Annotated in this window: 20 protein-coding genes, 2 tRNA genes and 1 riboswitch; of the genes, 13 read left to right on the top strand and 9 right to left on the bottom strand. The window is 49.9% G+C overall.

Annotated elements, in window-relative coordinates; translation table 11 throughout:
• Window positions 1–437: 437 nt before the first annotated feature.
• The 13 genes from H8K29_RS13000 to H8K29_RS12940 all read left to right on the top strand — a co-directional run bounded on the left by H8K29_RS13000 (window position 438) and on the right by H8K29_RS12940 (window position 12,799).
• Window positions 438–1,010 (top strand): RNA polymerase sigma factor, encoded by a 573-nt coding sequence (locus H8K29_RS13000; RefSeq protein ID WP_186885107.1) that lies wholly within the window; start codon window positions 438–440, stop codon window positions 1,008–1,010.
• Window positions 1,007–1,423, top strand: coding sequence for a DUF3619 family protein (locus H8K29_RS12995; protein ID WP_186897927.1), 417 nt, complete (start codon window positions 1,007–1,009; stop codon window positions 1,421–1,423). Before H8K29_RS13000 ends, H8K29_RS12995 begins: the two co-directional genes overlap by 4 nt.
• A 2-nt stretch (window positions 1,424–1,425) precedes the next feature.
• Window positions 1,426–2,142 carry a DUF3106 domain-containing protein gene (locus tag H8K29_RS12990; protein ID WP_186897926.1) on the top strand — a complete coding sequence of 239 codons (717 nt, stop codon included), beginning with the start codon at window positions 1,426–1,428 and terminating at the stop codon, window positions 2,140–2,142.
• A gap of 3 nt (window positions 2,143–2,145) precedes the next feature.
• Entirely contained in the window at window positions 2,146–2,658 is a 513-nt protein-coding gene (locus H8K29_RS12985) for an RDD family protein (protein WP_370527188.1), read from the top strand.
• Between the two features lie 65 nt (window positions 2,659–2,723).
• The gene (locus H8K29_RS12980; protein WP_186885105.1) at window positions 2,724–3,395 is read left to right on the top strand and encodes a TetR/AcrR family transcriptional regulator; all 672 of its coding nucleotides are present in this window, start codon (window positions 2,724–2,726) and stop codon (window positions 3,393–3,395) included.
• Entirely contained in the window at window positions 3,392–3,973 is a 582-nt protein-coding gene (locus tag H8K29_RS12975; RefSeq protein WP_186897925.1) for a TIGR00730 family Rossman fold protein, read from the top strand. The genes H8K29_RS12980 and H8K29_RS12975 overlap by 4 nt, the downstream gene beginning before the upstream one ends.
• A 147-nt stretch (window positions 3,974–4,120) precedes the next feature.
• A complete protein-coding gene (locus H8K29_RS12970; protein ID WP_186897924.1) occupies window positions 4,121–4,330 on the top strand; it encodes a DUF3460 family protein in 210 nt (69 codons plus the stop codon).
• A 99-nt stretch (window positions 4,331–4,429) separates the two neighbouring features.
• On the top strand, window positions 4,430–5,206 hold the full coding sequence (locus tag H8K29_RS12965; protein WP_186885287.1) for a ScpA family protein: 777 nt from the start codon (window positions 4,430–4,432) through the stop codon (window positions 5,204–5,206).
• A 34-nt stretch (window positions 5,207–5,240) separates the two neighbouring features.
• Window positions 5,241–6,080, top strand: coding sequence for a pantoate--beta-alanine ligase (gene panC, locus H8K29_RS12960; RefSeq protein WP_186897923.1), 840 nt, complete (start codon window positions 5,241–5,243; stop codon window positions 6,078–6,080).
• On the top strand, window positions 6,080–6,967 hold the full coding sequence (locus tag H8K29_RS12955) for a cobalamin-binding protein (protein ID WP_255423373.1): 888 nt from the start codon (window positions 6,080–6,082) through the stop codon (window positions 6,965–6,967). The genes panC and H8K29_RS12955 overlap by 1 nt, the downstream gene beginning before the upstream one ends.
• Window positions 6,968–7,116: 149 nt before the next feature.
• Window positions 7,117–8,001, top strand: coding sequence for an EamA family transporter RarD (gene rarD / locus H8K29_RS12950; protein WP_186897922.1), 885 nt, complete (start codon window positions 7,117–7,119; stop codon window positions 7,999–8,001).
• 127 nt (window positions 8,002–8,128) lie between these two features.
• Window positions 8,129–8,226, top strand: a riboswitch (TPP riboswitch).
• Between the two features lie 58 nt (window positions 8,227–8,284).
• On the top strand, window positions 8,285–10,420 hold the full coding sequence (locus H8K29_RS12945) for a TonB-dependent siderophore receptor (RefSeq protein ID WP_186897921.1): 2,136 nt from the start codon (window positions 8,285–8,287) through the stop codon (window positions 10,418–10,420).
• A gap of 633 nt (window positions 10,421–11,053) precedes the next feature.
• The gene (locus H8K29_RS12940; RefSeq protein ID WP_186897920.1) at window positions 11,054–12,799 is read left to right on the top strand and encodes a methyl-accepting chemotaxis protein; all 1,746 of its coding nucleotides are present in this window, start codon (window positions 11,054–11,056) and stop codon (window positions 12,797–12,799) included.
• Window positions 12,800–12,913: 114 nt separating this feature from the next.
• Here H8K29_RS12940 and H8K29_RS12935 read toward each other — a convergent pair whose 3' ends face one another.
• From H8K29_RS12935 to H8K29_RS12895, 9 genes are all read right to left on the bottom strand, one after another.
• Window positions 12,914–14,371: a Ppx/GppA phosphatase family protein gene (locus tag H8K29_RS12935; protein WP_186897919.1), complete on the bottom strand. Its 1,458-nt coding sequence runs from the start codon at window positions 14,369–14,371 to the stop codon at window positions 12,914–12,916.
• Window positions 14,372–14,471: 100 nt separating this feature from the next.
• Window positions 14,472–15,380, bottom strand: a complete 909-nt coding sequence (locus tag H8K29_RS12930; protein ID WP_186885097.1) for an SAM-dependent methyltransferase — start codon at window positions 15,378–15,380, stop codon at window positions 14,472–14,474.
• 155 nt (window positions 15,381–15,535) lie between these two features.
• Window positions 15,536–15,611, bottom strand: a tRNA-Lys gene (locus tag H8K29_RS12925).
• A gap of 54 nt (window positions 15,612–15,665) precedes the next feature.
• Window positions 15,666–15,741 (bottom strand) — tRNA-Lys (locus tag H8K29_RS12920).
• A gap of 71 nt (window positions 15,742–15,812) precedes the next feature.
• Window positions 15,813–16,586, bottom strand: coding sequence for a tol-pal system protein YbgF (gene ybgF / locus H8K29_RS12915; RefSeq protein ID WP_186885096.1), 774 nt, complete (start codon window positions 16,584–16,586; stop codon window positions 15,813–15,815).
• Between the two features lie 103 nt (window positions 16,587–16,689).
• A complete protein-coding gene (pal, locus tag H8K29_RS12910) occupies window positions 16,690–17,226 on the bottom strand; it encodes a peptidoglycan-associated lipoprotein Pal (protein ID WP_186885095.1) in 537 nt (178 codons plus the stop codon).
• A gap of 33 nt (window positions 17,227–17,259) precedes the next feature.
• Complete coding sequence (gene tolB / locus H8K29_RS12905) at window positions 17,260–18,486, bottom strand: Tol-Pal system beta propeller repeat protein TolB (RefSeq protein WP_255423383.1); 1,227 nt, start codon at window positions 18,484–18,486, stop codon at window positions 17,260–17,262.
• Between the two features lie 66 nt (window positions 18,487–18,552).
• On the bottom strand, window positions 18,553–19,527 hold the full coding sequence (gene tolA / locus H8K29_RS12900; protein WP_186897918.1) for a cell envelope integrity protein TolA: 975 nt from the start codon (window positions 19,525–19,527) through the stop codon (window positions 18,553–18,555).
• A gap of 231 nt (window positions 19,528–19,758) precedes the next feature.
• Window positions 19,759–20,760: a class 1 fructose-bisphosphatase gene (locus H8K29_RS12895; protein WP_186885092.1), complete on the bottom strand. Its 1,002-nt coding sequence runs from the start codon at window positions 20,758–20,760 to the stop codon at window positions 19,759–19,761.
• Window positions 20,761–20,846 lie beyond the last annotated feature (86 nt).

The raw sequence follows: 20,846 nt of genomic DNA, 5'->3' as shown, positions 1-20,846 counted from the left end.
TTGTACCGCGACATTTTCTTTTACACCCCCGTTGGGCGTGGTACCGGAAAATGCTTAAGGCACTCGTTCAATCAGTGTTAAGGCTTTACAACGACAAATTTCTCACGCTTGTGGCATGGGTCAGAACAAACAGCTTCATTAAAGCGCACTTGCGGGCAATAACATTGTGGGTTATTCCAGCCAAGTATTTGATACCCCGAGATTTTGAGGTGGACTCATACGGTAATGCGTTGCAGCATTTTGGTCAAGCAGAATTATTCTTTTCTCTTTTTATCAATGACTTATTTGATCCGGGAAAATTCGCCGCAAGACAAAACTTGGGACACGTAAGGCTATTTTTGCTAGGATATGCGCAATTTTAAAAGCAGGCAGCTTTTTAGCGGGTAGCGCCACTATTGACAAGTAAATGCACCATCACTATATGAATATCGCCAACAATGGCTACTGATAAAGAATTATCGAATTTCCTGGAAAATGTGGAAAGGCGTGCCTTCAAGCATGCTGTCTATACGGTCAGGAACGAGGAATCAGCGCTGGACATTGTCCAGGAAGCAATGATTAAACTCTCTGAAAAGTATGGCGACAAGCCGGCAAATGAATTGCCCATGCTGTTTCAGAGAATATTGCAAAACACCATTCTGGATTTTTTCCGGCGTGAGAAAGTGCGGAATACCTGGGTCAGCCTGTTTTCCAGCATTACGCCCGGCAATAATCAGGAAGATGATAACTTTGACTTGCTAGAAAGTTACGCTGCTGAAGAAGGAACTGAAGCAGCAGAATCGACTGCGGATAAGTTAGAACGCGAACAGGTTCTGAATATTATTGATGATGAAATAAAAAAGCTGCCTGCGCGTCAACGGGAAGCGTTCCTCATGCGTTACTGGGAAGACATGGATGTCGCAGAGACAGCCGCAGCAATGGGCTGCTCAGAAGGCAGCGTCAAAACGCATTGCTCTCGTGCAACCCACGCACTGGCCGCCAACCTCAAGGCTAAAGGAATACAGTTATGAACTACTCAAAAGAATCGCGGGATCTTGATTTTGCCTACAAGGTAAAACGTGCTCTGAACGAATCAGCAGAAAATATCCCATCTCCGGCACTTGAGAGACTGGCGCAAGCACGCAAGCTTGCTCTTGCCCGCAAGAAGCAGGAAGCTCCTGTCAGCGTACTGGCAATCAAAAACGTCTTCGCGGGGGTAAACGGTTTTGCGTCTCAAGGCATGGGCTCGTGGTTTGGCAAAGTGAGTTTGTTGCTCCCTATGCTGGCGCTGGTTGCCGGATTGTTTGGTATTTATGAGTACGAACAGCAACAAAACATCAGCGAATTAGCTGATATTGATGCCGCTGTCCTCGTTGATGAATTACCGCCCGCAGCTTATGTCGATACCGGCTTTACCGCTTATCTGAATAAAGCGGAGGAGTAAACGTGGCGTTTTCCAATTTACGTCATTACGTATTTTTCCTGCTTTTCAGTGCTGGCCTGCCATTTGCGCTGGCGGGCGGCACTAATGCTGTGCCGGCTTCCAAACCGGCAGCCACACCTGCAATTGCAGCACCTGCCACACTGGTAAGGCCATTGTGGTCGGAACTGAATGTCATGCAAAAACAGGCATTGGCGCCACTGGCAGGAGAATGGGATAAGTTCCCTGAAGGCCGCAAGAAAAAATGGCTGGAAATAGTCACACGCTATGCAAAAATGAAGCCGGAAGAGCAAGTTCGCGTGCAAGAAAGAATGCGCGAATGGATTAAGCTCACGCCGGAACAACGCATGGCAGCGCGTGAAAATTTCGCGAAAAGCTCGCTGGTGAAACCTGAGCAAAAATCAGCGCAATGGCAGCAATATCAGCAACTCAGCGCCGAAGAAAAACAACGTCTCGCGCAGGAGCATGCAAAGAAAAAAAGCGTGACCAATTTATCGCCGGATCTGGTGAAAAATCCGCAAATACTGGCACCGATTAAGCTGGGACCTAAACCACCGGCAAAACCAGCGTTAGCAACGCCGATCGCGCCAGTAACACCGGCGCCAGCATCGGCAGCGGCATTAGTGGCCGCACCTGCGCCAGCTTCCGGCAGTCTGCCTGCCGTCAGTGAACCTGTCATCGCTCCGGCAGCGGGTTCTGCATCCCAAGCCGTATCGAAATAATCTGTGAACAGCGTTTTAGCCACACCCACTTTACGTCGCCGTTTAATTTGCATGGTCTATGAGGCCTTGCTCTTATTCGGCATCGTCTTTGTTGCCGGTTTTTTGTTTGATGTCATCACGCAAAGCAAGCACGCACTGACCTTGCGACATGTAAGGCAGGTTTGGCTGTTTATCGTCATCGGTATTTATTTTGTGTTTTGCTGGACCCGCAGCGGACAAACGCTTGCGATGCAAACCTGGCGCATCCGCGTGGCAGATACCGACGGCAAAAAACTTCCACTGGTGAAGGCGATCGTCCGCTATTGCCTTGCCTGGATGTGGTTTATTCCAGCAATGGCCATCAATTATCAGCTCGGACTTAAAGAGTGGCCGATGGTAATCGTTCTCGGTATCGGCATCGCAGGCTGGGCGATGACATCACGTCTCGACGAACATGGTCAATTTTTACACGATAAGCTCGCTAAAACACGCTTATTTCACGTTTCTTCTGAGAACGAGAAAATTGCCACAATGTAGCGAGAGGTTTTGCTGTTGAACAGAACGATGTTATTCTAATGAAATAATTTTTCGAGAAGAATCACATGCAACACAAAGCTCCTCGCCGCACCCGGGAACGCATCCTCGAACTTTCCCTCCGCTTGTTTAATGAATTTGGTGAGCCAAACATCACAACAACGGTGATTGCCGAAGAAATGAATATTTCGCCCGGCAATCTGTATTACCATTTCCGCAATAAAGACGATATCGTCAACTCCATTTTTACCCAGTTTGAGGCGGAAATTAATAAAAAGCTCGCCTTTCCACAGGGTAGAAAAGCAAATATTCAGGATATCTGGACCTATCTGCATCTGACTTTTGAACTGGTATGGCGCTATCGCTTTTTCTATCGCGATCTGAGTGATTTACTGTCTCGCAACCGTAAGCTGGAACTCAACTTCAAAGAAATCCTGTCGCATAAAATCAAAGTCGCCACCGATCTCTGTCACGACTTGCGTGCCGACGGTGAATTCGAAGCAACCGATATGGATATAGATGCCCTCGCAACCAACATGGTTGTCGTCGCCACTTACTGGCTGTCGTATGAATATGTACGCAATCCGCGTAAATATTCAGAGCTGCAAACCATGTCGGAATCACTGGCGCGCGGCTGCTATCAGGTCATCGTGCTGATCAGCCCCTATTTACGCGGCGAAACCAAACAGGTTTTTGAAAAAATGTCGCAGAATTATCTGCAAAAAATGAATCACTCATGAAAGCAATCTGCGTATATTGCGGTTCAGCAGCAGGTATCCTGCCCGCCTATGCCGCAGGTGCCAGACAACTGGCGGCGAATCTGGTCAAGCGACAGCTTGGCTTGGTCTATGGCGGCGGCAACGTCGGTCTGATGGGCATCATTGCCGATGAAGTCATGCGACTTGGCGGGCGAGTCACCGGCATTATTCCTCAAGCGCTGATGGATAAAGAAGTCGGTCATCGCGGCCTGAGTGAGCTGCATATCGTCAAAAATATGCATGAGCGCAAAGCTATGATGGCGGAATTATCCGATGGTTTTATCGCTATGCCAGGCGGCATAGGCACACTCGAAGAATTATTCGAGGTCATGACCTGGGCACAACTGGGTTTTCATGACAAACCGATAGGCTTACTGAATGTCGAAGGCTTCTACGACGGTCTGCTGGAATTTTTAAAGAATACCCAGCAACAAGGTTTCTTGCGCTCAGCGCATTTGGAACTACTCTATTCCAGTAGCAATCCGGCAGAGTTATTACAGCACTTCGCAACCTATCAACCCGTACACATACGTAAATGGGTAGATAAGCCTGACTTGTAATCTGTCATTACTCTGCCACAGACGCGTCGCTGGGAAGCGTCTGTGCCTGCGAATACTTTTCCATCCATATCTGGACGAATGCGGTTTTCCCGGAAATACAGAGTAAAATGCCGCTTCATCCGTTCTTTACGTGTTTATTTCAATACTATGAAATTCTCCAAGCAATTTTCTCTGTACGAATCCGAAGCAACTGGCTTTCTCAAAAGTTTAAAAACTGCGAACCCTAAGCTGGAGCAAAGCCAGCGTGACGGTCGCGCGCTGTTATGGGACAAAGCTCCAGTTGATCTGGAAACGCAAAAAAACAATCTGGAATCCCGCGTGCCACAACAAGCTTACGTTTACCAAAACAAAGGCTGATCCTGTCAGAGCGCCCTGCTTGTGACTACTTCTGAACTTCCCTCGTCAGAGTTACCTCTGGTCGGTGCCGTTGATAGCACGCCCGATGTCGTTGACGGCATGGCGTTTGCGCGACTGTACGGCGAGCCACTGTTCAAGCTGCCGAATGATTTATACATTCCGCCAGATGCGCTGGAAGTTTTTCTGGAGGCATTCGAAGGGCCGCTGGATTTATTGCTGTATCTGATCCGCAAACAGAATTTCAATATTCTCGACATTCCGATGGCGCAAGTGACCTTGCAATATCTGAAGTATGTCGATCAGATTCGCGAACATAATCTGGAGCTTGCCGCAGAATATCTGCTGATGGCTGCCATGCTGATCGAGATTAAATCGCGCATGTTGCTGCCATCCACCAAAAGCAATGCCGAAGATGAGGCCGAAGACCCGCGTGCGGAATTAGTACGACGCCTGCTCGAATATGAGCAAATGAAACTGGCTGCTTACGATTTAAATGCGATACCGCAATTAGGCCGTGATTTTTTGCATGCGCAGGTGTTCGTCGAGCAAAACACGGTACTGCACTGGCCGCACGTGGAAATCGCCGATATACAAGCCGCCTGGGCCGACATCATGAAGCGGGCAACACTGGTGGCGCATCACAAAATCAGCCGCGAAGAATTATCGGTACGCGAACACATGTCCGGTATTTTACGTAAGCTGCAATCGACTAAATTTGTCGAATTCTCCGAACTATTCGATCCTTCCCGTGGCGCGCCGGTACTGGTCGTGAATTTTGTCGCCTTGCTCGAACTGGCGAAAGAAACGCTGATAGAAATCACGCAGGCCGAAGCCTTCGCGCCCATCTACGTCAGACTCGCCTATTCGCCAGTCTGAGTATCATTGATAACCGAAACATCACACATTCATTATGAAAATCATTTCATCCATTGAAGAATTACGCGACCATCTGAGCGGTCAGTTACGCACGGCATTTGTGCCAACCATGGGCAATCTGCACGAAGGCCATCTGTCGCTGATGCGTCTCGCAAAAAAACATGGCGACCCGGTGGTCGCCTCGATTTTCGTTAATCGTCTGCAATTCGGACCGAACGAAGATTTCGACAAATATCCGCGTACTTTCCAGGCTGACGTAGAAAAGCTTGAAAAAGAAGGCGTCTATATTTTGTTCGCGCCGACAGAAAAAGACCTGTATCCAGAACCGCAGGAATTCCGCGTTCGTCCGCCAGACGATCTCGGCAATATTCTCGAAGGTGAATTCCGCCCAGGCTTTTTCACTGGCGTGACCACGGTGGTGTTGAAATTATTCTCTTGCGTACAACCGCGCGTTGCCGTGTTCGGTAAGAAAGATTATCAACAGCTGATGATCGTCAGAAATATGAGCAAGCAATTTGCCTTGCCAACCGAAATCATCGCAGCCGATACTTTCCGTGCCGAAGACGGCCTTGCCTTATCGTCGCGCAATATGTATCTGTCTGCCGAAGAACGGGCCGAAGCACCGGCGCTGTATCAGGCATTGAATCAGGTTGCAGAAGAAGTCCGTGGCGGTCATCTGGATATGTTTGAACTCGAACGCAAAGCCATGGCCAGCCTCGCAAATCGTCACTGGAAACCGGATTACATTGCGATCCGCAAACGTGCCGACCTGCAACCGCCGTCTGCTGGCGATATCGCGCAGGGCGCGCCGCTGGTGGTGTTGGCAGCCGCGAAGCTCGGCAATACCCGTCTGATCGACAATCTGGAAATCTGATGACATCGCTGCGCATGCTGATTGGCAGCGTCTGCATACTGCCTGCACTACTGGTCAGCGCCAGCAGTGTGGCGGCGGTCAGTGTCAAAGATGATGCGCAGCGTACGATTACACTCGACAAGCCAGCACAAAGAATTATCAGCCTGGCGCCGCATGCGACCGAATTATTATTTGCAGCTGGCGCGGCAAAAAGTATCGTTGCCGTCAGTGATTACAGCGATTTTCCCGCAGCAGCAAAGGCCTTACCTTCGGTAGGTAATGTCTTTGCCTTAGATCTGGAAAAACTGCTGTCCTTAAAACCTGATCTCGTAGTGGTGTGGGGCACAGGTAGCGGCAAATCACTGGTTAACAAATTACGCGACAATCACATCACCGTTTTTGAAAGCGAACCGCGCGATTACGAGATGGTGGCCACCTCGCTGGAACGACTGGCGATACTGGCTGACACGCCAGCCGCTGGTAAAGCGGCCGCAGAGCAATTCCGTTTGCGGCTCGCCAACCTTCAGAAACAATATCAGAGCGCACGTGACAAACCCATCAGTGTCTTTTATCAAGTCAATCGCAAGCCGCTGATGACGCTGAATGATACGCACATGGTCTCGGCGGCGATACGCTTATGTGGCGGCAAAAACGTTTTTGGTGCACTGAAAGAAATCAGCCCCACCGTGTCAGTGGAAGCTTTGCTGGCGGCGAATCCGGATGCGATCATCACCGGTGGCAGCAACACCGATAGCCTGAATGAATGGCGGCAATTTTCTGTGCTGACTGCAGCAAAGAAAAATCATCTGTACGCGGTGAATGGCGATTGGCTGAACCGCGCCGGGCCACGCATACTCGATGGCACCGAAGCACTCTGCAAGCAAATTGCGGCGGCCAGAGAAAAGTAAAACGGGCTTACGCCTCCAAGTCATCACCACTATCCGCCCACTATCCGCACAATTCAACGCAACAAATAGTTACCCCTCAAGCATGATTCTGTCTTTACGAGGATAATTCATGCCTCAGCCGCTGTGCGGCTTTTTTCTGGATATGATACATGCGTAAAGGCATCTTCCTGGCAGGCTCCGCTTACATCGTCTGGGGTCTGTTTCCACTGTATTTCAAAGCACTGCAAAGCGTTCCCTCCTTAGAAATACTGATCCATCGTATGTTATGGTCGCTGCTGTTTTTAGCCGGCGTACTCGCCTGGCGTCAGCAATGGTCATGGCTGAGCGCTGTCCGTCGCCAGCCAAAAGTGATTGCCGGTTTTACGCTCAGCGCCCTGCTCTTATCCAGCAACTGGTTCATCTATATCTGGGCCGTCAACGATGGTCATGTCGTCGATGCGAGTCTGGGTTATTTCATTACACCGCTGGTGAATATTCTGATCGGCTCGGCGGTGTTGCGGGAAAGGCTGCGTCCGGGTCAATGGCTGGCCGTCGCATTTGCGGCGCTTGGTGTCGCCTGGCTGACCTGGCAAACCGGTCATCTGCCATGGGTGGCCTTAGCGCTGGCGATCACCTTCGGCACTTATGGTCTGTTACGTAAAACGTCGTCACTGGGCGCACTGGAAGGCTTGTCGCTGGAAACAATTTTACTGTTTCCATTCGCGTTCGCTTATCTGGCGTGGCTGACTGTGCATGGGCAAAATGCGTTTCTTGTACAAGACAGTCACATGCAGATATTGCTCGCGCTCAGCGGCCCGATCACGGCGATACCGCTGTTACTGTTTGCCGCCGGTGCCCGCCGGATTCCGATGACGACACTCGGTTTACTGCAATACATCGCGCCCAGCGTGCAACTCTTACTCGGCATCTGGGTGTTTCACGAAGCGTTTGATCACCATAAACTGCTCGGCTTCATTGCGATCTGGGCAGCGCTGCTGGTGTATTCCATGGAAGGTATGTGGATCAGCTTCGCAGCCAAAAAACAGGGAGTATGAGCCTGTTTGCACCAAATCTCAGCGTATTTGCTGGGGGTTTTAAGATACTCCCCCCAGTATATTTGAGGCAAAAAAGCACACCTGGTGTGCTTTTTTTTATTGAGCTAAACGATTCATGTTAAAGTGGTGCCTTCGCTAGGGGTCCTGGAAATGTTTTTCCGGGTGAGAGAGTCCCTTATACCTGATCTGGATAATGCCAGCGAAGGGAAGCGCAAAGTTCATGCCTCTGCCACGTCCTTTTGTGTACTCCCGCGCTGTACTTCACCGCAACCGAGAGTACAACATGAAAAACCCATCTGCACATCATCTTCATCCACGCCGTTTATCGTTGATCGCGATTGCTGTCGCACAGGCATTTGCGTGGAATGCGGCGCACGCGCAATCCGTTGAAAAAGATTTACCTGAAGTCATCGTCAGTGGCAACCGGCTCAGCGATGCCAAAGCCGAACGCACCAAAGCCGCCGGTTTTCTGGATACCGCACTGATCGAGACACCGTTTTCGGTCACCGCATGGACGACGCTGCAAATGCAGGATTTGCGCATACGCCAGACCACCGATGCGATGAAATTCGATGCCAGCGTGAATGACGCCTATAACGCGATCGGCTATGCCGAGCAATTCTCGATTCGCGGTTTTGCGCTGGATAATTCCAGCAGCTATCGTAAAGATGGTTTTGCGATTCCGGGCGATGCCTCGATTCCGCTGGAAAATAAAGAACGCGTTGAAATCCTCAAAGGTATTTCCGGATTTCAGTCTGGTTTCGCGACACCGGGCGGCATCATTAATTACGTGACCAAGCGCCCGACGACATCCGCACTGCGCAGCATCACCACGGAAATTTCAGAACGCGGCACGCTGTATGGCAGTGCCGATCTGGGCGGCATGAGCGCCGACCGTCAGTTCGGTTATCGCATCAATGCCGCAGGCGAACGCCTGCGCTCGTATGTCAAAGGGGCGAATGGTGAGCGCCAGTTTATTTCCGGCGCGTTCGACTGGCATTTGTCGTCGCAGGCTTTGCTGCAACTTGATCTCGATTATCAGCACAAATCGCAGCTCTCAGTGCCGGGCTTCCAGCTCACGAATGGCACCGATCTGCCCCGCAACATCAGCGCCGATATGATGCTGAATCAACAGCCGTGGGCGAAACCGGTCGATACCCGCAACACCAATGTGGGCGTGCGTTTTGAATACAAAATCAACGCCGACTGGAACGCCAGCTTTGCCGCGAATCAGCATGAATTCAAACGCGACGATTACACCGCGTTTCCGTATGGCTGCAGTTCTGCCAATCTGGCCCCGGGCTATTGCGCAAATGGCGATTACGACGTGTATGACTATCGCAGCCTGAATGAGTCGAAATCGATGACCGGCACCCAGGCGCTGCTCAGCGGTAAATTTAACACCTTCGTATTTGCCCATACGTTTGCAGCAGGTTTATCCACTTCCCGCCGCAAAGATTATTTTGGCGATTACATTTACGATTACGCTGGTACCAGCAATCTGTATAACCCGGTTGCCGTCGCACCATCGCCAAATCAGCCGGGGGCAGCCAGCTTACGTCGCACCGATAAAGAATGGTCGGTATTTGCGCAAGACATCATCAGCCTCAGCGATACCTGGAAACTGCACGCCGGCGTGCGCCATCTGCACATCGAGCGCAGCCAACTCGATAATCCCGGCTATGACCGCAATGCCTGGGTGTCGAATGCAGCACTGGTCTATCAACCTGTGCAATCCATGTCTTTGTACGGCTCGTTCGCGCAAGGGCTGGAACATGGCGGCATCGCCCCTTTCGGCACCATCAATCAGAATGTCATGCTGAATCCGGCACGCTCGAAGCAGCTGGAATTCGGTATCAAGAGCGATCTGAGCCGCGATCTGAGCATCACTGCGGCTGTTTTCCGCATTCAGAAACCACTCGAATATACCAACAGCGCCAACGTTTATGTACAGAATGGCGAAGCGCAACATACCGGACTGGAACTGTCAGCGCAGGGCAAGCTGAGTCCGCAACTGTACCTCGGCGCCAGCGTCACCGCACTCGAAGCGAAACAGCAAGACACGGGAAATGCCGCGCTGGATGGCAAACGCGTGTTGAACGTACCTAAGCTGAAATCCAGCATCTATGCCGACTACGCCGTTGCGCAAGTCAAAGGACTGAATCTGAATGCGAGCTGGCAGTATTCCGGCAATAAAGCCTATTCGCCAGATAACGCGGTGATTGTGCCCGGCTATCAGGTCGTGAATCTGGGCGCACGTTATGTGACCAGCATCGCCGGCACCGCGACGACCTTGCGCTTTAATATCGACAATGCATTCGATAAATTCTACTGGCGCGATGTCACGCAATCCCTCGGCGGCTACTTGCTGCCGGGCGCCTCAAGGATTTACAAACTGTCTGCACAGTTTGATTTCTGATGTCACGGCAAGCTGATCTGCGCTGAAACGGCGCCGTCATCTCAATAAAAAACGACGATACGCCACGGCGATCGTCGTTTTTTTATTGCTGGATTGTTTACCAGCTTGATAGTCAGTCAGACTGCTATTTGATGACAGCAGGTCAATTTAACGAAAAATATACTGGGGGGAGTATTTTCTAATCCCCAATAAATTCAAAGAGATTTAAGCGAAAATTGAACATACTCCCCTCTTTTCTAAAATTCGGGGAGAAAACAAGCTTATCCGCCCTCTGCATGATGGCTCCCCGACGACTGCGCGACAGCCTCAGACGACGCATCTGAACTCAGCAAAGTTCGTTGTTTATTGCCACAGTGTTGACGTAGATAAACTTTTTTATACTACCATACCAATAATATTGATTTTATCGTTTTCTTTGCATTCATCGTTTTTTAGCATCGCCATTGACTGATCTTTGTCTGCACGTCCCCATCCAACCGGATGCAGTTGCCGGATCTCTCCGCCGGAAGCAAACAGTGATCCCGGGAACACCATTCTCAGTCGCTTGATTTAGCTCTATTTACATCACAGTACACATGCAGGATTTGCATCACGTCCTTTAGAAAAACATCCCCAACATCAGCAGGAAAAGACATGAAACTCAGCTTTCGCAGCAAACTTTATTTACCACTCATCATCAGCTGGCTTTGCCTGCTAGGAATCAGCACCGTCAATATTTTGCAGAATAAAGCACAGCGTTTTGAAGAACGACAGATCGCCTTGCGATTTGCGACGGACGTCGGTATGTCAACAGTGAAAGAGTACGCGGCGCTGGTCAGTTCTGGCGCGATGCCGCTGGAAGAAGCACAGAAACAAGCGCTGGCGCGCCTCAAAGCCATGCGCTACGGCAAGGATGGCTACTATACGGTGATCAATTCTCACCCGACTGTGGTGATGCATCCGATCAAAGCAGAACTTGTCGGTAAAGATGTCAGTGACTTCAAAGATCCCAACGGCCAGTTTCTGTATCGGAATATCGCGACTATCGCCAAAGAGAGTGGTGAAGGCTGGATCGAGTATGTCTGGACCAAACCGGGCAATGCAGATCCTAAGCAGGTATTTCCCAAGGGCGCTTATCTTCTGACATACAAGCCGTGGGACTGGACCTTCATCACCGGCTTATACCTTGACGACCTGACGGATGCCTTCATCAAAGATCTGTGGAGTGCCATCTTTTTGCTGGCAGGTATCGGCATCGTATTGAGTGCGATCATCGTGATCGTGGCACGCAATATTGAGCGCGCCATCGGTGGCGAACCTGAATATGCGGCCGACATCGCTAAAGGCATTGCCGCAGGCGATCTGACGATTGATGTCCACACCCGTGAAAACGATCAGGACAGCCTGCTGTTCGCGATGAAGAGCATGCGCCAGAGCCTCGCTAAAGTGGTTGGCGAGGTACGTCAGAGCACCGATATGATCGCAACCGCCTCCAGTGAAATTGCCTCAGGCAATCTGGATTTATCTGCGCGTACCGAAGAACAGGCTGGCTCGCTCGAAGAAACAGCGGCTTCCATGGAAGAGCTGACATCGACCGTCAAACAAAATGCGGAAAATGCTCGCCAGGCTAATCAGTTGGTATTGTCCACCGCCGACGTGGCTGCCAAGGGTTCCGTGGCGGGCACAACGGTGGTCAATACGATGGAAGCCATTAACAGCTCCTCGAAGAAAATTGTCGACATCATCAGTGTGATTGATGGCATCGCTTTTCAGACCAATATTCTCGCTCTGAATGCGGCAGTGGAAGCCGCGCGCGCCGGTGAACAGGGACGCGGATTTGCGGTCGTCGCGTCAGAAGTCCGCAATCTGGCACAGCGTTCCGCTGCGGCCGCGAAAGAAATCAAAACACTGATTGATGATTCGGTTGAAAAGGTAGGACTGGGTTCACAACAAGTAGGTGAAGCGGGCCTCGCGTTGCAGGAAATTGTCACCGGCGTCAATCGCATCACCGATGTCATGAGCGAAATCACAGCGGCCAGCCATGAACAGCAATCTGGCATAGAACAAGTGAATCAGGCCATCATCCAGATGGATCAGGTCACGCAACAAAATGCTGCATTGGTAGAACAAGCCGCTGCGGCTTCGGCCGCGATGCAAGACCAGGCCAGAAATCTGGCGAACGTGGTCAGCATGTTCAAGCTGGATGCGTCACAAACAACGATCAGCGCGTCGTCGTCGCACACCACACGTGCGATACATACGACACCAGTAAAAGCATCGCCACGGATCGCCAGCCAGCGTCAGGCGCAGCCGTTGAAAAAAATTGCGAGTACAACGAAACGTGCGAGCACAACAAAACCAGCAACAACGAAAGAAAACTCAGACTGGGAAGAATTTTAAACGTATCAGCACGAACTGCTGTGACGAAGGAGCTGGTGCAGGTTGATAAAAAAAGCTCATAAAAAAGGCTCGCATGTTGCGAGCCTTTTCTTTATCAATCTGTTTTCTCTGACTTCAGACATTTGCCCGCACCAGAAAATCCATGCCAACCTCACGCCAGCATTCGGTTTCTTTTTGCAACCAATAAGCCACCGTCGGATGCAGGGAAACCCAGTCGCGACGCATGTCGAGTTCGATATTCTTTTTCATTTTGAGACGAATATCTTCATAGTCAATTTCTGCGCGTGAATGCATCAGCATCACGGCCAGACGCAATGCCAGCACCGCTTTGGCAAAATCCATTTCAGTCAGACCTTCACTGATTTTGCGCAAATTACCTTTCTGACTGAGGATCAGCTTACTCATGATCCTTTGCTCGCTGGTGGTGAATCCCGCCATGTCGGCATTTTCTATCATGTAGGCGCCATGCTTATGGTAACCAGTGTGAGAAACGACCATACCTACTTCATGCAACATCGCACTCCAGTACAACAAGCGCAAATAGGTATCAGATGCCGGTTTGAGTTGCTGATAAATCGATTTCACCATGTCTGCGACGCGATTTGCACGTGACATGTCGATATGGAAAAGCTGGGTAATTTTCTGCACCGAGACTTCGCGCCGGTCGCGTTTGGTCGCACGTAAGTACAAGTCCCACATGACGCCCATGCGCAGACCAGCTTCAACCGGCAACAATACTTCGATGTTAAATTCCAGCATCAGCCCGATCAGAATCGCCAGCCCACCAATCACCATGGCGACGCGCTCGGGTTTGATGCCGTTCAATTCAAGTTCGCTGAGTTGTCCGCAGCGGATGCAGTATTGTTTCAGTGCATTCAGACTTTTTAAGGTCAGTTTGCCATCGCCCAGACCATTGTTGACGATCGCATCGGCAATCGCCCGCATCGTGCCAGATGAGCCATAAGCCTTGCGCCAGTGCTGCGGCTGATATGGTGGCGCAGCATCTTCAAACATCGATCTTGCGGAAAGAATAGCCGCTTCAAAAGCCGCTTCCGTCAGACGTCCATCCGGAAAAAAACTGGCGCTATGCTTGACGGTGCCTATGCTGAACGATTCCACCTTGATGATCTCGTGCCCACGCCCGAGTATCACTTCCGTCGAGCCACCGCCGATATCCATCACCAGACGGCGCTCATCGGGCACAGGAATCGCATTCGATACGCCCATATAAATCAGGCGGCCCTCTTCTTCGCCGGAAATCACGTCAATCGGATGACCAATCGCCGCTTCGGCTCGCGGCAGAATGGCGGCAGAATTTTTAGCGATACGTATCGTATTCGTCGCCACAACACGGATGCTGTCGATCGGATAGGCATTCAGAATTTCACGGAAGCGTGCCAGGCAATCAACCGCATTTTGTATCGCCTGCGGCGTCAGATTACCATCCGCATCGAGCCCGGCCGCCAGACGGATAGGCTCACGCGCACTTTTAACGACACGAATCGCATCACCTTCATGACGGGCGATGTGCAAACGAAAACTGTTGGAACCAAGGTCAACGGCAGCCAGCATGTTTTCTATCCTTTACTATCAATACCATGAGAGAGAGATACAGCACGTCAGAGTGAAAATGATATTAATCATTTTTTATGACCTGCAAGTGACGACAAATTTACGGTGTGACAAAAAAACGTCGCTGCATAGTTTCCAGCCCCGTCGTCTTCAGCACTTCCGCCAGCCGCTCTGCCGGACGTTTCGCAGGCAGACCTTTGTATTCAGCAATGATCAATTCGTTTTTCATCGAATGCTCCCATCCTACCAGCTCAGTGACGCGAACCTGGTAGCCATGCGCCTCTAACTGCAGACAACGCAACACATTGGTAATCTGACTGCCAAACTCGCGCGTATGTATGGGATGGCGCCACATTTCAGATAAAGGATTATTGCGCACCGCATCGCTTTTATTTTTGCGCAATTCAGCGGCAACCTCAGCCTGGCAGCAAGGTACTAACACCATAAATTTAGCCTTCTTTTTCAAGGCAAACTGTATCGCGTCATCCGTCGCCGTATCGCATGCATGCAAAGCGGTGACGATATCAATCTGGTCTGGCAACTGATCTGAGGTAATCGACTCTGCGACGGATAAAGTCAGGAAAGACATACCGGGAAAATCGAGACGCCGGGCAAGCTCTGTCGATCGCTGCACCAGTTCATCGCGGGTTTCAATCCCATAGATATGCGCTTTGCTTTGCGACTGTCCGACTTTAAAGAAGAGGTCATACAGAATAAAGCCGAGATAGGACTTCCCTGCCCCATGATCGACGAGGCTGATATCGGCATGGTCTTTTTGCAGGGTTTCCAGCAAAGGCTCGATGAATTGATATAAGTGATAGACCTGCTTGAGCTTGCGGCGGCTATCCTGATTCAGTTTGCCATCGCGCGTGAGGATATGCAGCTCTTTGAGTAACTCCAGCGACTGACCGGGGCGGATTTCATGCTTTTCATTGTGATCTGCCGCATCCTGCCCGCTCTGCCCGTCTGACTTGTTTTGTTTGTTTTTTTTGACTACAGGCTTTTTCATGATGGACTGTCCGCTAAGCTAATCAGGAATGATAATTCCAATTCACAGGCGATGGGAGAACAATACAAAAGTTTGCATTGTGCCGGTCACGGCTTCTCTCGTCATGATTGGAAAAACAAAAAAGGACTCAGGCATACACCTGAGTCCTTTTGTTTTGGTAGGCCGTGCGGGATTCGAACCTGCGACCAACGGATTAAAAGTCCGCTGCTCTACCAGCTGAGCTAACGACCCAAAACTTGCTAAAAAAATTAAAGACTTACATGACATAAGTCTTTTTTGTATTCGTGGTAGGCCGTGCGGGATTCGAACCTGCGACCAACGGATTAAAAGTCCGCTGCTCTACCAGCTGAGCTAACGACCCGAAAGACCGAAATTATATGGTGTTTTCAGGCCGCTGTCAATGGCATGAACAGGATTAAATCCTTGTCAGACTTACTTCGCCGATGTCATGCGGTTCTTCGCTGCATGCGCCGCTTCGCTTTCCGGATATTGCGCAATCAGGCTTTCCAGCGTCTTCTTAGCCGCGTTTTTATCTTTCATCTCAGTCTGGCAACCAGCAATATTTAACAACGCATCAGGCGCCTTGGGGTGATCCGGATACACTTTCACCAGTTGTTGCATAGCCACAATCGTGTTCTTACAATCACGCTGTGCATAGTATGAATTGCCCATCCAGTACTGAGCCGAACCAGCAAAGGCTGACTGCGGATACGCCACCAGAAAACTGCTGAACGATGTCACTGAATTTTTATAATCACCCGCCTTAAATAAACTGAGCGCATTGTCGTAAGCGCGCTGTTCATTTGGCTCTACCGTTGCCTCTTTGCCGTCAACCGTCAGGCGCTTAGGCTCAATTTTACGCAGGCGATTATCCAGATCAACATAAAAATCCTGCTGGCGACGCTGGGTATTGGCGATGTCATTCGCCAACACTTCCACCTGTCCGCGCAACTTAGCGATCTCAGCACGCAGCTGTTCATTTTCATTAGCCAGATCCAGCGCTGTACCTTTGTCCGCTTTGGTATCGAGTTTATTATCCAGACGAAGATTTACTGCATCCACTTTAGAGCGTAAATCCAGAATCGCTTTACGCGCTTCATCGTCATCAAAAATTCCTGCCGATGCCAGCGAAGGGATCAGGGCAGTGGAAAAAGCCGCTGACAGAGCAGCCATGGCAAAAGAACGACGAATAGAGGTCAATTTCATAGCAATCAAAAATAGAATGAAAGACGCCGGATATCCTGAGTGAGGAATCCGGCGTCAAATAAGCTCAAAAGACCGCCAAGGGCACTTTTAAACTACGCTGCTATTACTGATAAACGATATCAGCACGGCGGTTTTCTGCCCACGCTGCTTCATCGTGGCCTTCAGCTTTTGGTTTTTCTTTACCCAAAGACACTGCCTCGATTTGCGCTTCAGAAACACCCAACAGACTCATGGATTTACGAACAGCTTCAGCACGTTTCTGGCCCAGAGCCAGATTGTATTCGCTGCCGCCACGTTCATCGGTATTACCCTGGATCAGGATCTTACGGCCTTTGTTTGTACTCAGGTATTTGGAGTGCGCTTCAACGACAGATTTGTAATCATCTTTAACGACATAGCTATCGAAGTCGAAATAAACGCTACGTTTCGCCAATACACCTTTTGGATCGTTCAAAGGATCGACAGAACCAGTATCAACTGTTTTAACAGCATTTGGGTCAGCCGGAGTCTGAGTTGTTGCAACTGGTTTTTCTTCGATTTTTGCTTTGTCTTCGAGTGGTACTTTAGAAGCACAGGCAGTCATCAGAACAACGCTGGAAACCAGCATAGCCAGAGTTTTGGATTGGGATGTGAAGCGCATTTTCTCTCCTGATTAAAAAAAAGTGATTACAACTTATTTCATGAAAGGACCCCAGGTGGGCTCCCGAATATCTCCGGCTTGCACCGTCAATTTTTGCTTAACTTTACCATCGACAGAAACCACTGCCAAAGCACCACGTCGCCCAGATTCGGTTGCGTACATGATGTAGCGACCATTTGGCGAAAAACTTGGGGATTCGTCTTTACTTGTGTCTGACAGTCTTTGTTCCTGACCACTGACTAAATCAAGCGCATACAACTGAAACTTACCGTCACGGCGCGAGATATAAGCTAAAGTGCGACCATCCGGTGAGATCCGCGGCGTTATATTATAACTCCCGCTGAAAGTCACGCGCTTGGCTTCTCCACCGTTACTGTTCATACGATAAATCTGCGGGCCGCCGCTGCGGTCACTCAGGAAGTAAATTGACTGGCCATCGGCTGAAAACTGTGGCTCGGTATCAATGCCACTACTACTGGTCAGACGTTGCAAACCAGACCCGTCCGCATTGACGGAATAAATCTGCGTCAAACCATCACGTGACAGTGCAATTGCTAACTTTGAGCCATCCGGAGACCACGCAGGTGCCGAATTGCTGCCTTTGTAATTCGCAATCACCTTACGTTCACCGGTCATCAGATTCTGCACCCAGATCACAGGTTTTTTCGCTTCAAACGACACGTAGGCGACCTTGGTGCCATCCGCCGACCACGATGGTGAAATAATCGGTTCATTGGAACGCAATGCCACACGGACACCTTCGCCGTCAGCATCAGCAACTTCAAGTCGATACTCGCGCCCGGCCCTGGTCACGTAGGCAATACGTGTCGAGAATGCACCACGCACGCCCGTCAGTTTTTCATAAATATCGTCCGCAATCTTATGTGCTGTTTTGCGTGTATTTTCAGGTGTTGCCGCAACAGAGAAGCCGGATAAGGAAGCCGATTTCATCGTATCGAGCAACTTGTAGCGGACATCAAAACGACCATCTGCAAGACGCTGCACACTGCCGACCACCAGCGCTTCGGCGCCGCGCTTTTTCCACTCATCAAAATTAACCGGACTGGTTTCAGTGATGACCGCGCCAGCCTCGATAATTTTGAAATAACCGCTGCGATTCAGATCGTCTTTAATGATGCTGGTGATTTGCTGCGGCGTCATAGCCTCATCCGCAAATGCGGCAATCGCCACCGGAATCTGACTTGATCCCACACCCGCAATTTCAATACGCAACTGCGCGCTGGCTGGTGCAATCAACATGCTGCCAGTCGCGGAGGCGAGCACGACACGAACAATAATTTTTTTCAAAAAAGACATCATTAACTATCACTCTTCCTTCATTTTGTATGCAAAATCCAGGGTTCCGGGCACCTGACCATTTTTATCTTTAGGAAAGGGAGCGGATTTTTCTATTCCTTTTGCTACCGCATCGTCAAACGCCAGATTACCGGACGACTTCAGTTTTTTAATCGCGCCGCGCAGAGAGCCATCGGGAATCAGCTCAATTCTATACTCAACTGTCGGATTACCAGCAACTGCATCAACACCACTGTAAATGGTATTGGAGCGAACTTTAGCGGCAATTTTTGCCATATAGCTTGGATCACCCCGGTTATTTCCGGTTGATTTTGCAGCGGTACCTGTTCCACCGCTACCGGTCACACCCGCTTGTGCTGACAAACGTTGCATATTTTCTTTAAACAGCTTGTCGCTGGCGGCTTTGTCTTTCGCCTGTTGCGCTTTTTGATCCGCTAATTTTTGTTTCTCTGCTTTTTCTTTATCGCGCTCTTTTTCTTTTTCTTTGTCTTTTTCTTTCTGGCGCTCTTTTTCCTGTTCGCGCTCTTTTTCGCGTAATTTTTCACGCTCTTTGTCTTTTTTCGCCTGCAACTCCTGCTCTGCCTGACGCTTTTCCTCTGCCAACGCGCGCTGATGTTCTTCGGCTTTTTTCTTTTCTGCGAGCAGGCGTTTTTTCTCTTGCTGCAAAGCGATCTCAGGATCTTCCTTTGGCAAGTCGTTCTTTACAGCAGGAGGCGGTGGGGGAATGTCTTTTAATTTGACAGGTTCTGGCTCTGGCGGTGGTGCCGGAGGAATTTCAACCGCAACCGGTGCGGCTTCGCGCGTCGTCATGTCCCAGACTTCAGCTTCAACTGCTGTTGACTCTTTATTTTGCCAACTCACACCGATCCACAAAAAACCTAACAATAAAACATGGACGAGCGCCGCCAGAACGACCGGACGCCAGTTACCTGCCTGAGATTGGTGAAGGTTGCCTGGATAAGCTGAAATAGAAACTTGATTCATAACCTTTTATGATTCGCCTGCAACGGATTAGTTCCGATGAGCCCGAAATTTTGGTGGCGAAAGATTAATTTGATACAGCACATAGTGAAATTATAAACCCCTCAATGAAATTCGCCGTATTTTTTGCAAAATTCAGGAATTTACTAAGAAATACAGTCGTTCTTTAACGCTGTCTTATAAAAAAAGCGAAGCATCTCGCTCCGCTTTTCTTATTTTCACCGATAAAATCCATCACTCCTGATGATAACGGGTCACGCGTTCAACTTCGTTTTTAGAACCCAGGAAAACAGCGACACGCTGATGCAAAGCTGTCGGCTGAACGTCAAGCATCCGCTGTTTACCATCCGTCGAGGCTCCACCGGCTTGTTCAACGATAAATGACATAGGATTCGCTTCGTACATCAGGCGCAACTTACCTGGCTTCTCGGTATCGCGTTTATCGGCCGGATACATGAAAATGCCACCGCGACACAAGATGCGATGCACATCGGTCACCATAGAAGCAATCCAACGCATATTGAAATCTTTTTCACGCGGACCAGTCACACCTGCCAACATTTCATCGACATAGCGCGTGACTGGCGGGTACCAGTGACGCGAATTCGATGTGTTAATGGCGAATTCCTTGGTATCCGCAGGAATCTGCATATTCCTTTGTGTCAGCACCCAGGAACCCATTTCACGATCCAGCGTGAAGCAATTAACACCATTGCCAGTTGTCAGCACCAGCACAGTCTGCGGGCCATATACCGCATATCCGGCCGCAACCTGCTTGCTGCCCGGTTGCAGAAAATCCTGTTCGGTTGGTGCGGCCATTCCTTCCGGTGCCTTCAGGACTGAAAAAATCGTCCCGATAGAAACATTCACATCGATATTGCTGGAGCCATCAAGCGGATCAAACAACAGCATGTATTCGCCCATAGGATAACGATTCGGAATCGGGTGTATGGTTTCCATTTCTTCAGATGCCATTGCGGCCAGATGGCCGCCCCATTCATTTGCTTCGAGCAAAATTTCATTCGACAGGATATCCAGTTTCTTTTGTACTTCGCCCTGAATATTCTCGCTGCCAGCACTGCCCAAAACCTCACCGAGCGCACCTTTACCAACTGCATGACTGATGGTTTTACAGGCGCGGGCGACGACTTCAATCAGTAAGCGTAACTCTGCGGGAATAGAATTATTCAGACGCTGCTCTTCAACCAGATACTGGGTCAGACTGACACGTTTCATGATGTTCCTTATGTTAAAAACTCAAATTCAATAATCAAATGGCTAAGCAAACATGCGGGTGCTGGCTGCTTTCTGGCCCGCGACCC

The sequence above is a fragment of the Undibacterium sp. CY21W genome (assembly GCF_014284265.1).
In the GTDB taxonomy this organism is placed as follows: domain Bacteria; phylum Pseudomonadota; class Gammaproteobacteria; order Burkholderiales; family Burkholderiaceae_D; genus Undibacterium; species Undibacterium aquatile.
The sequence above is the reverse complement of the archived record's forward strand: the minus strand, read 5'-3'. Positions and strand labels throughout refer to the sequence as shown.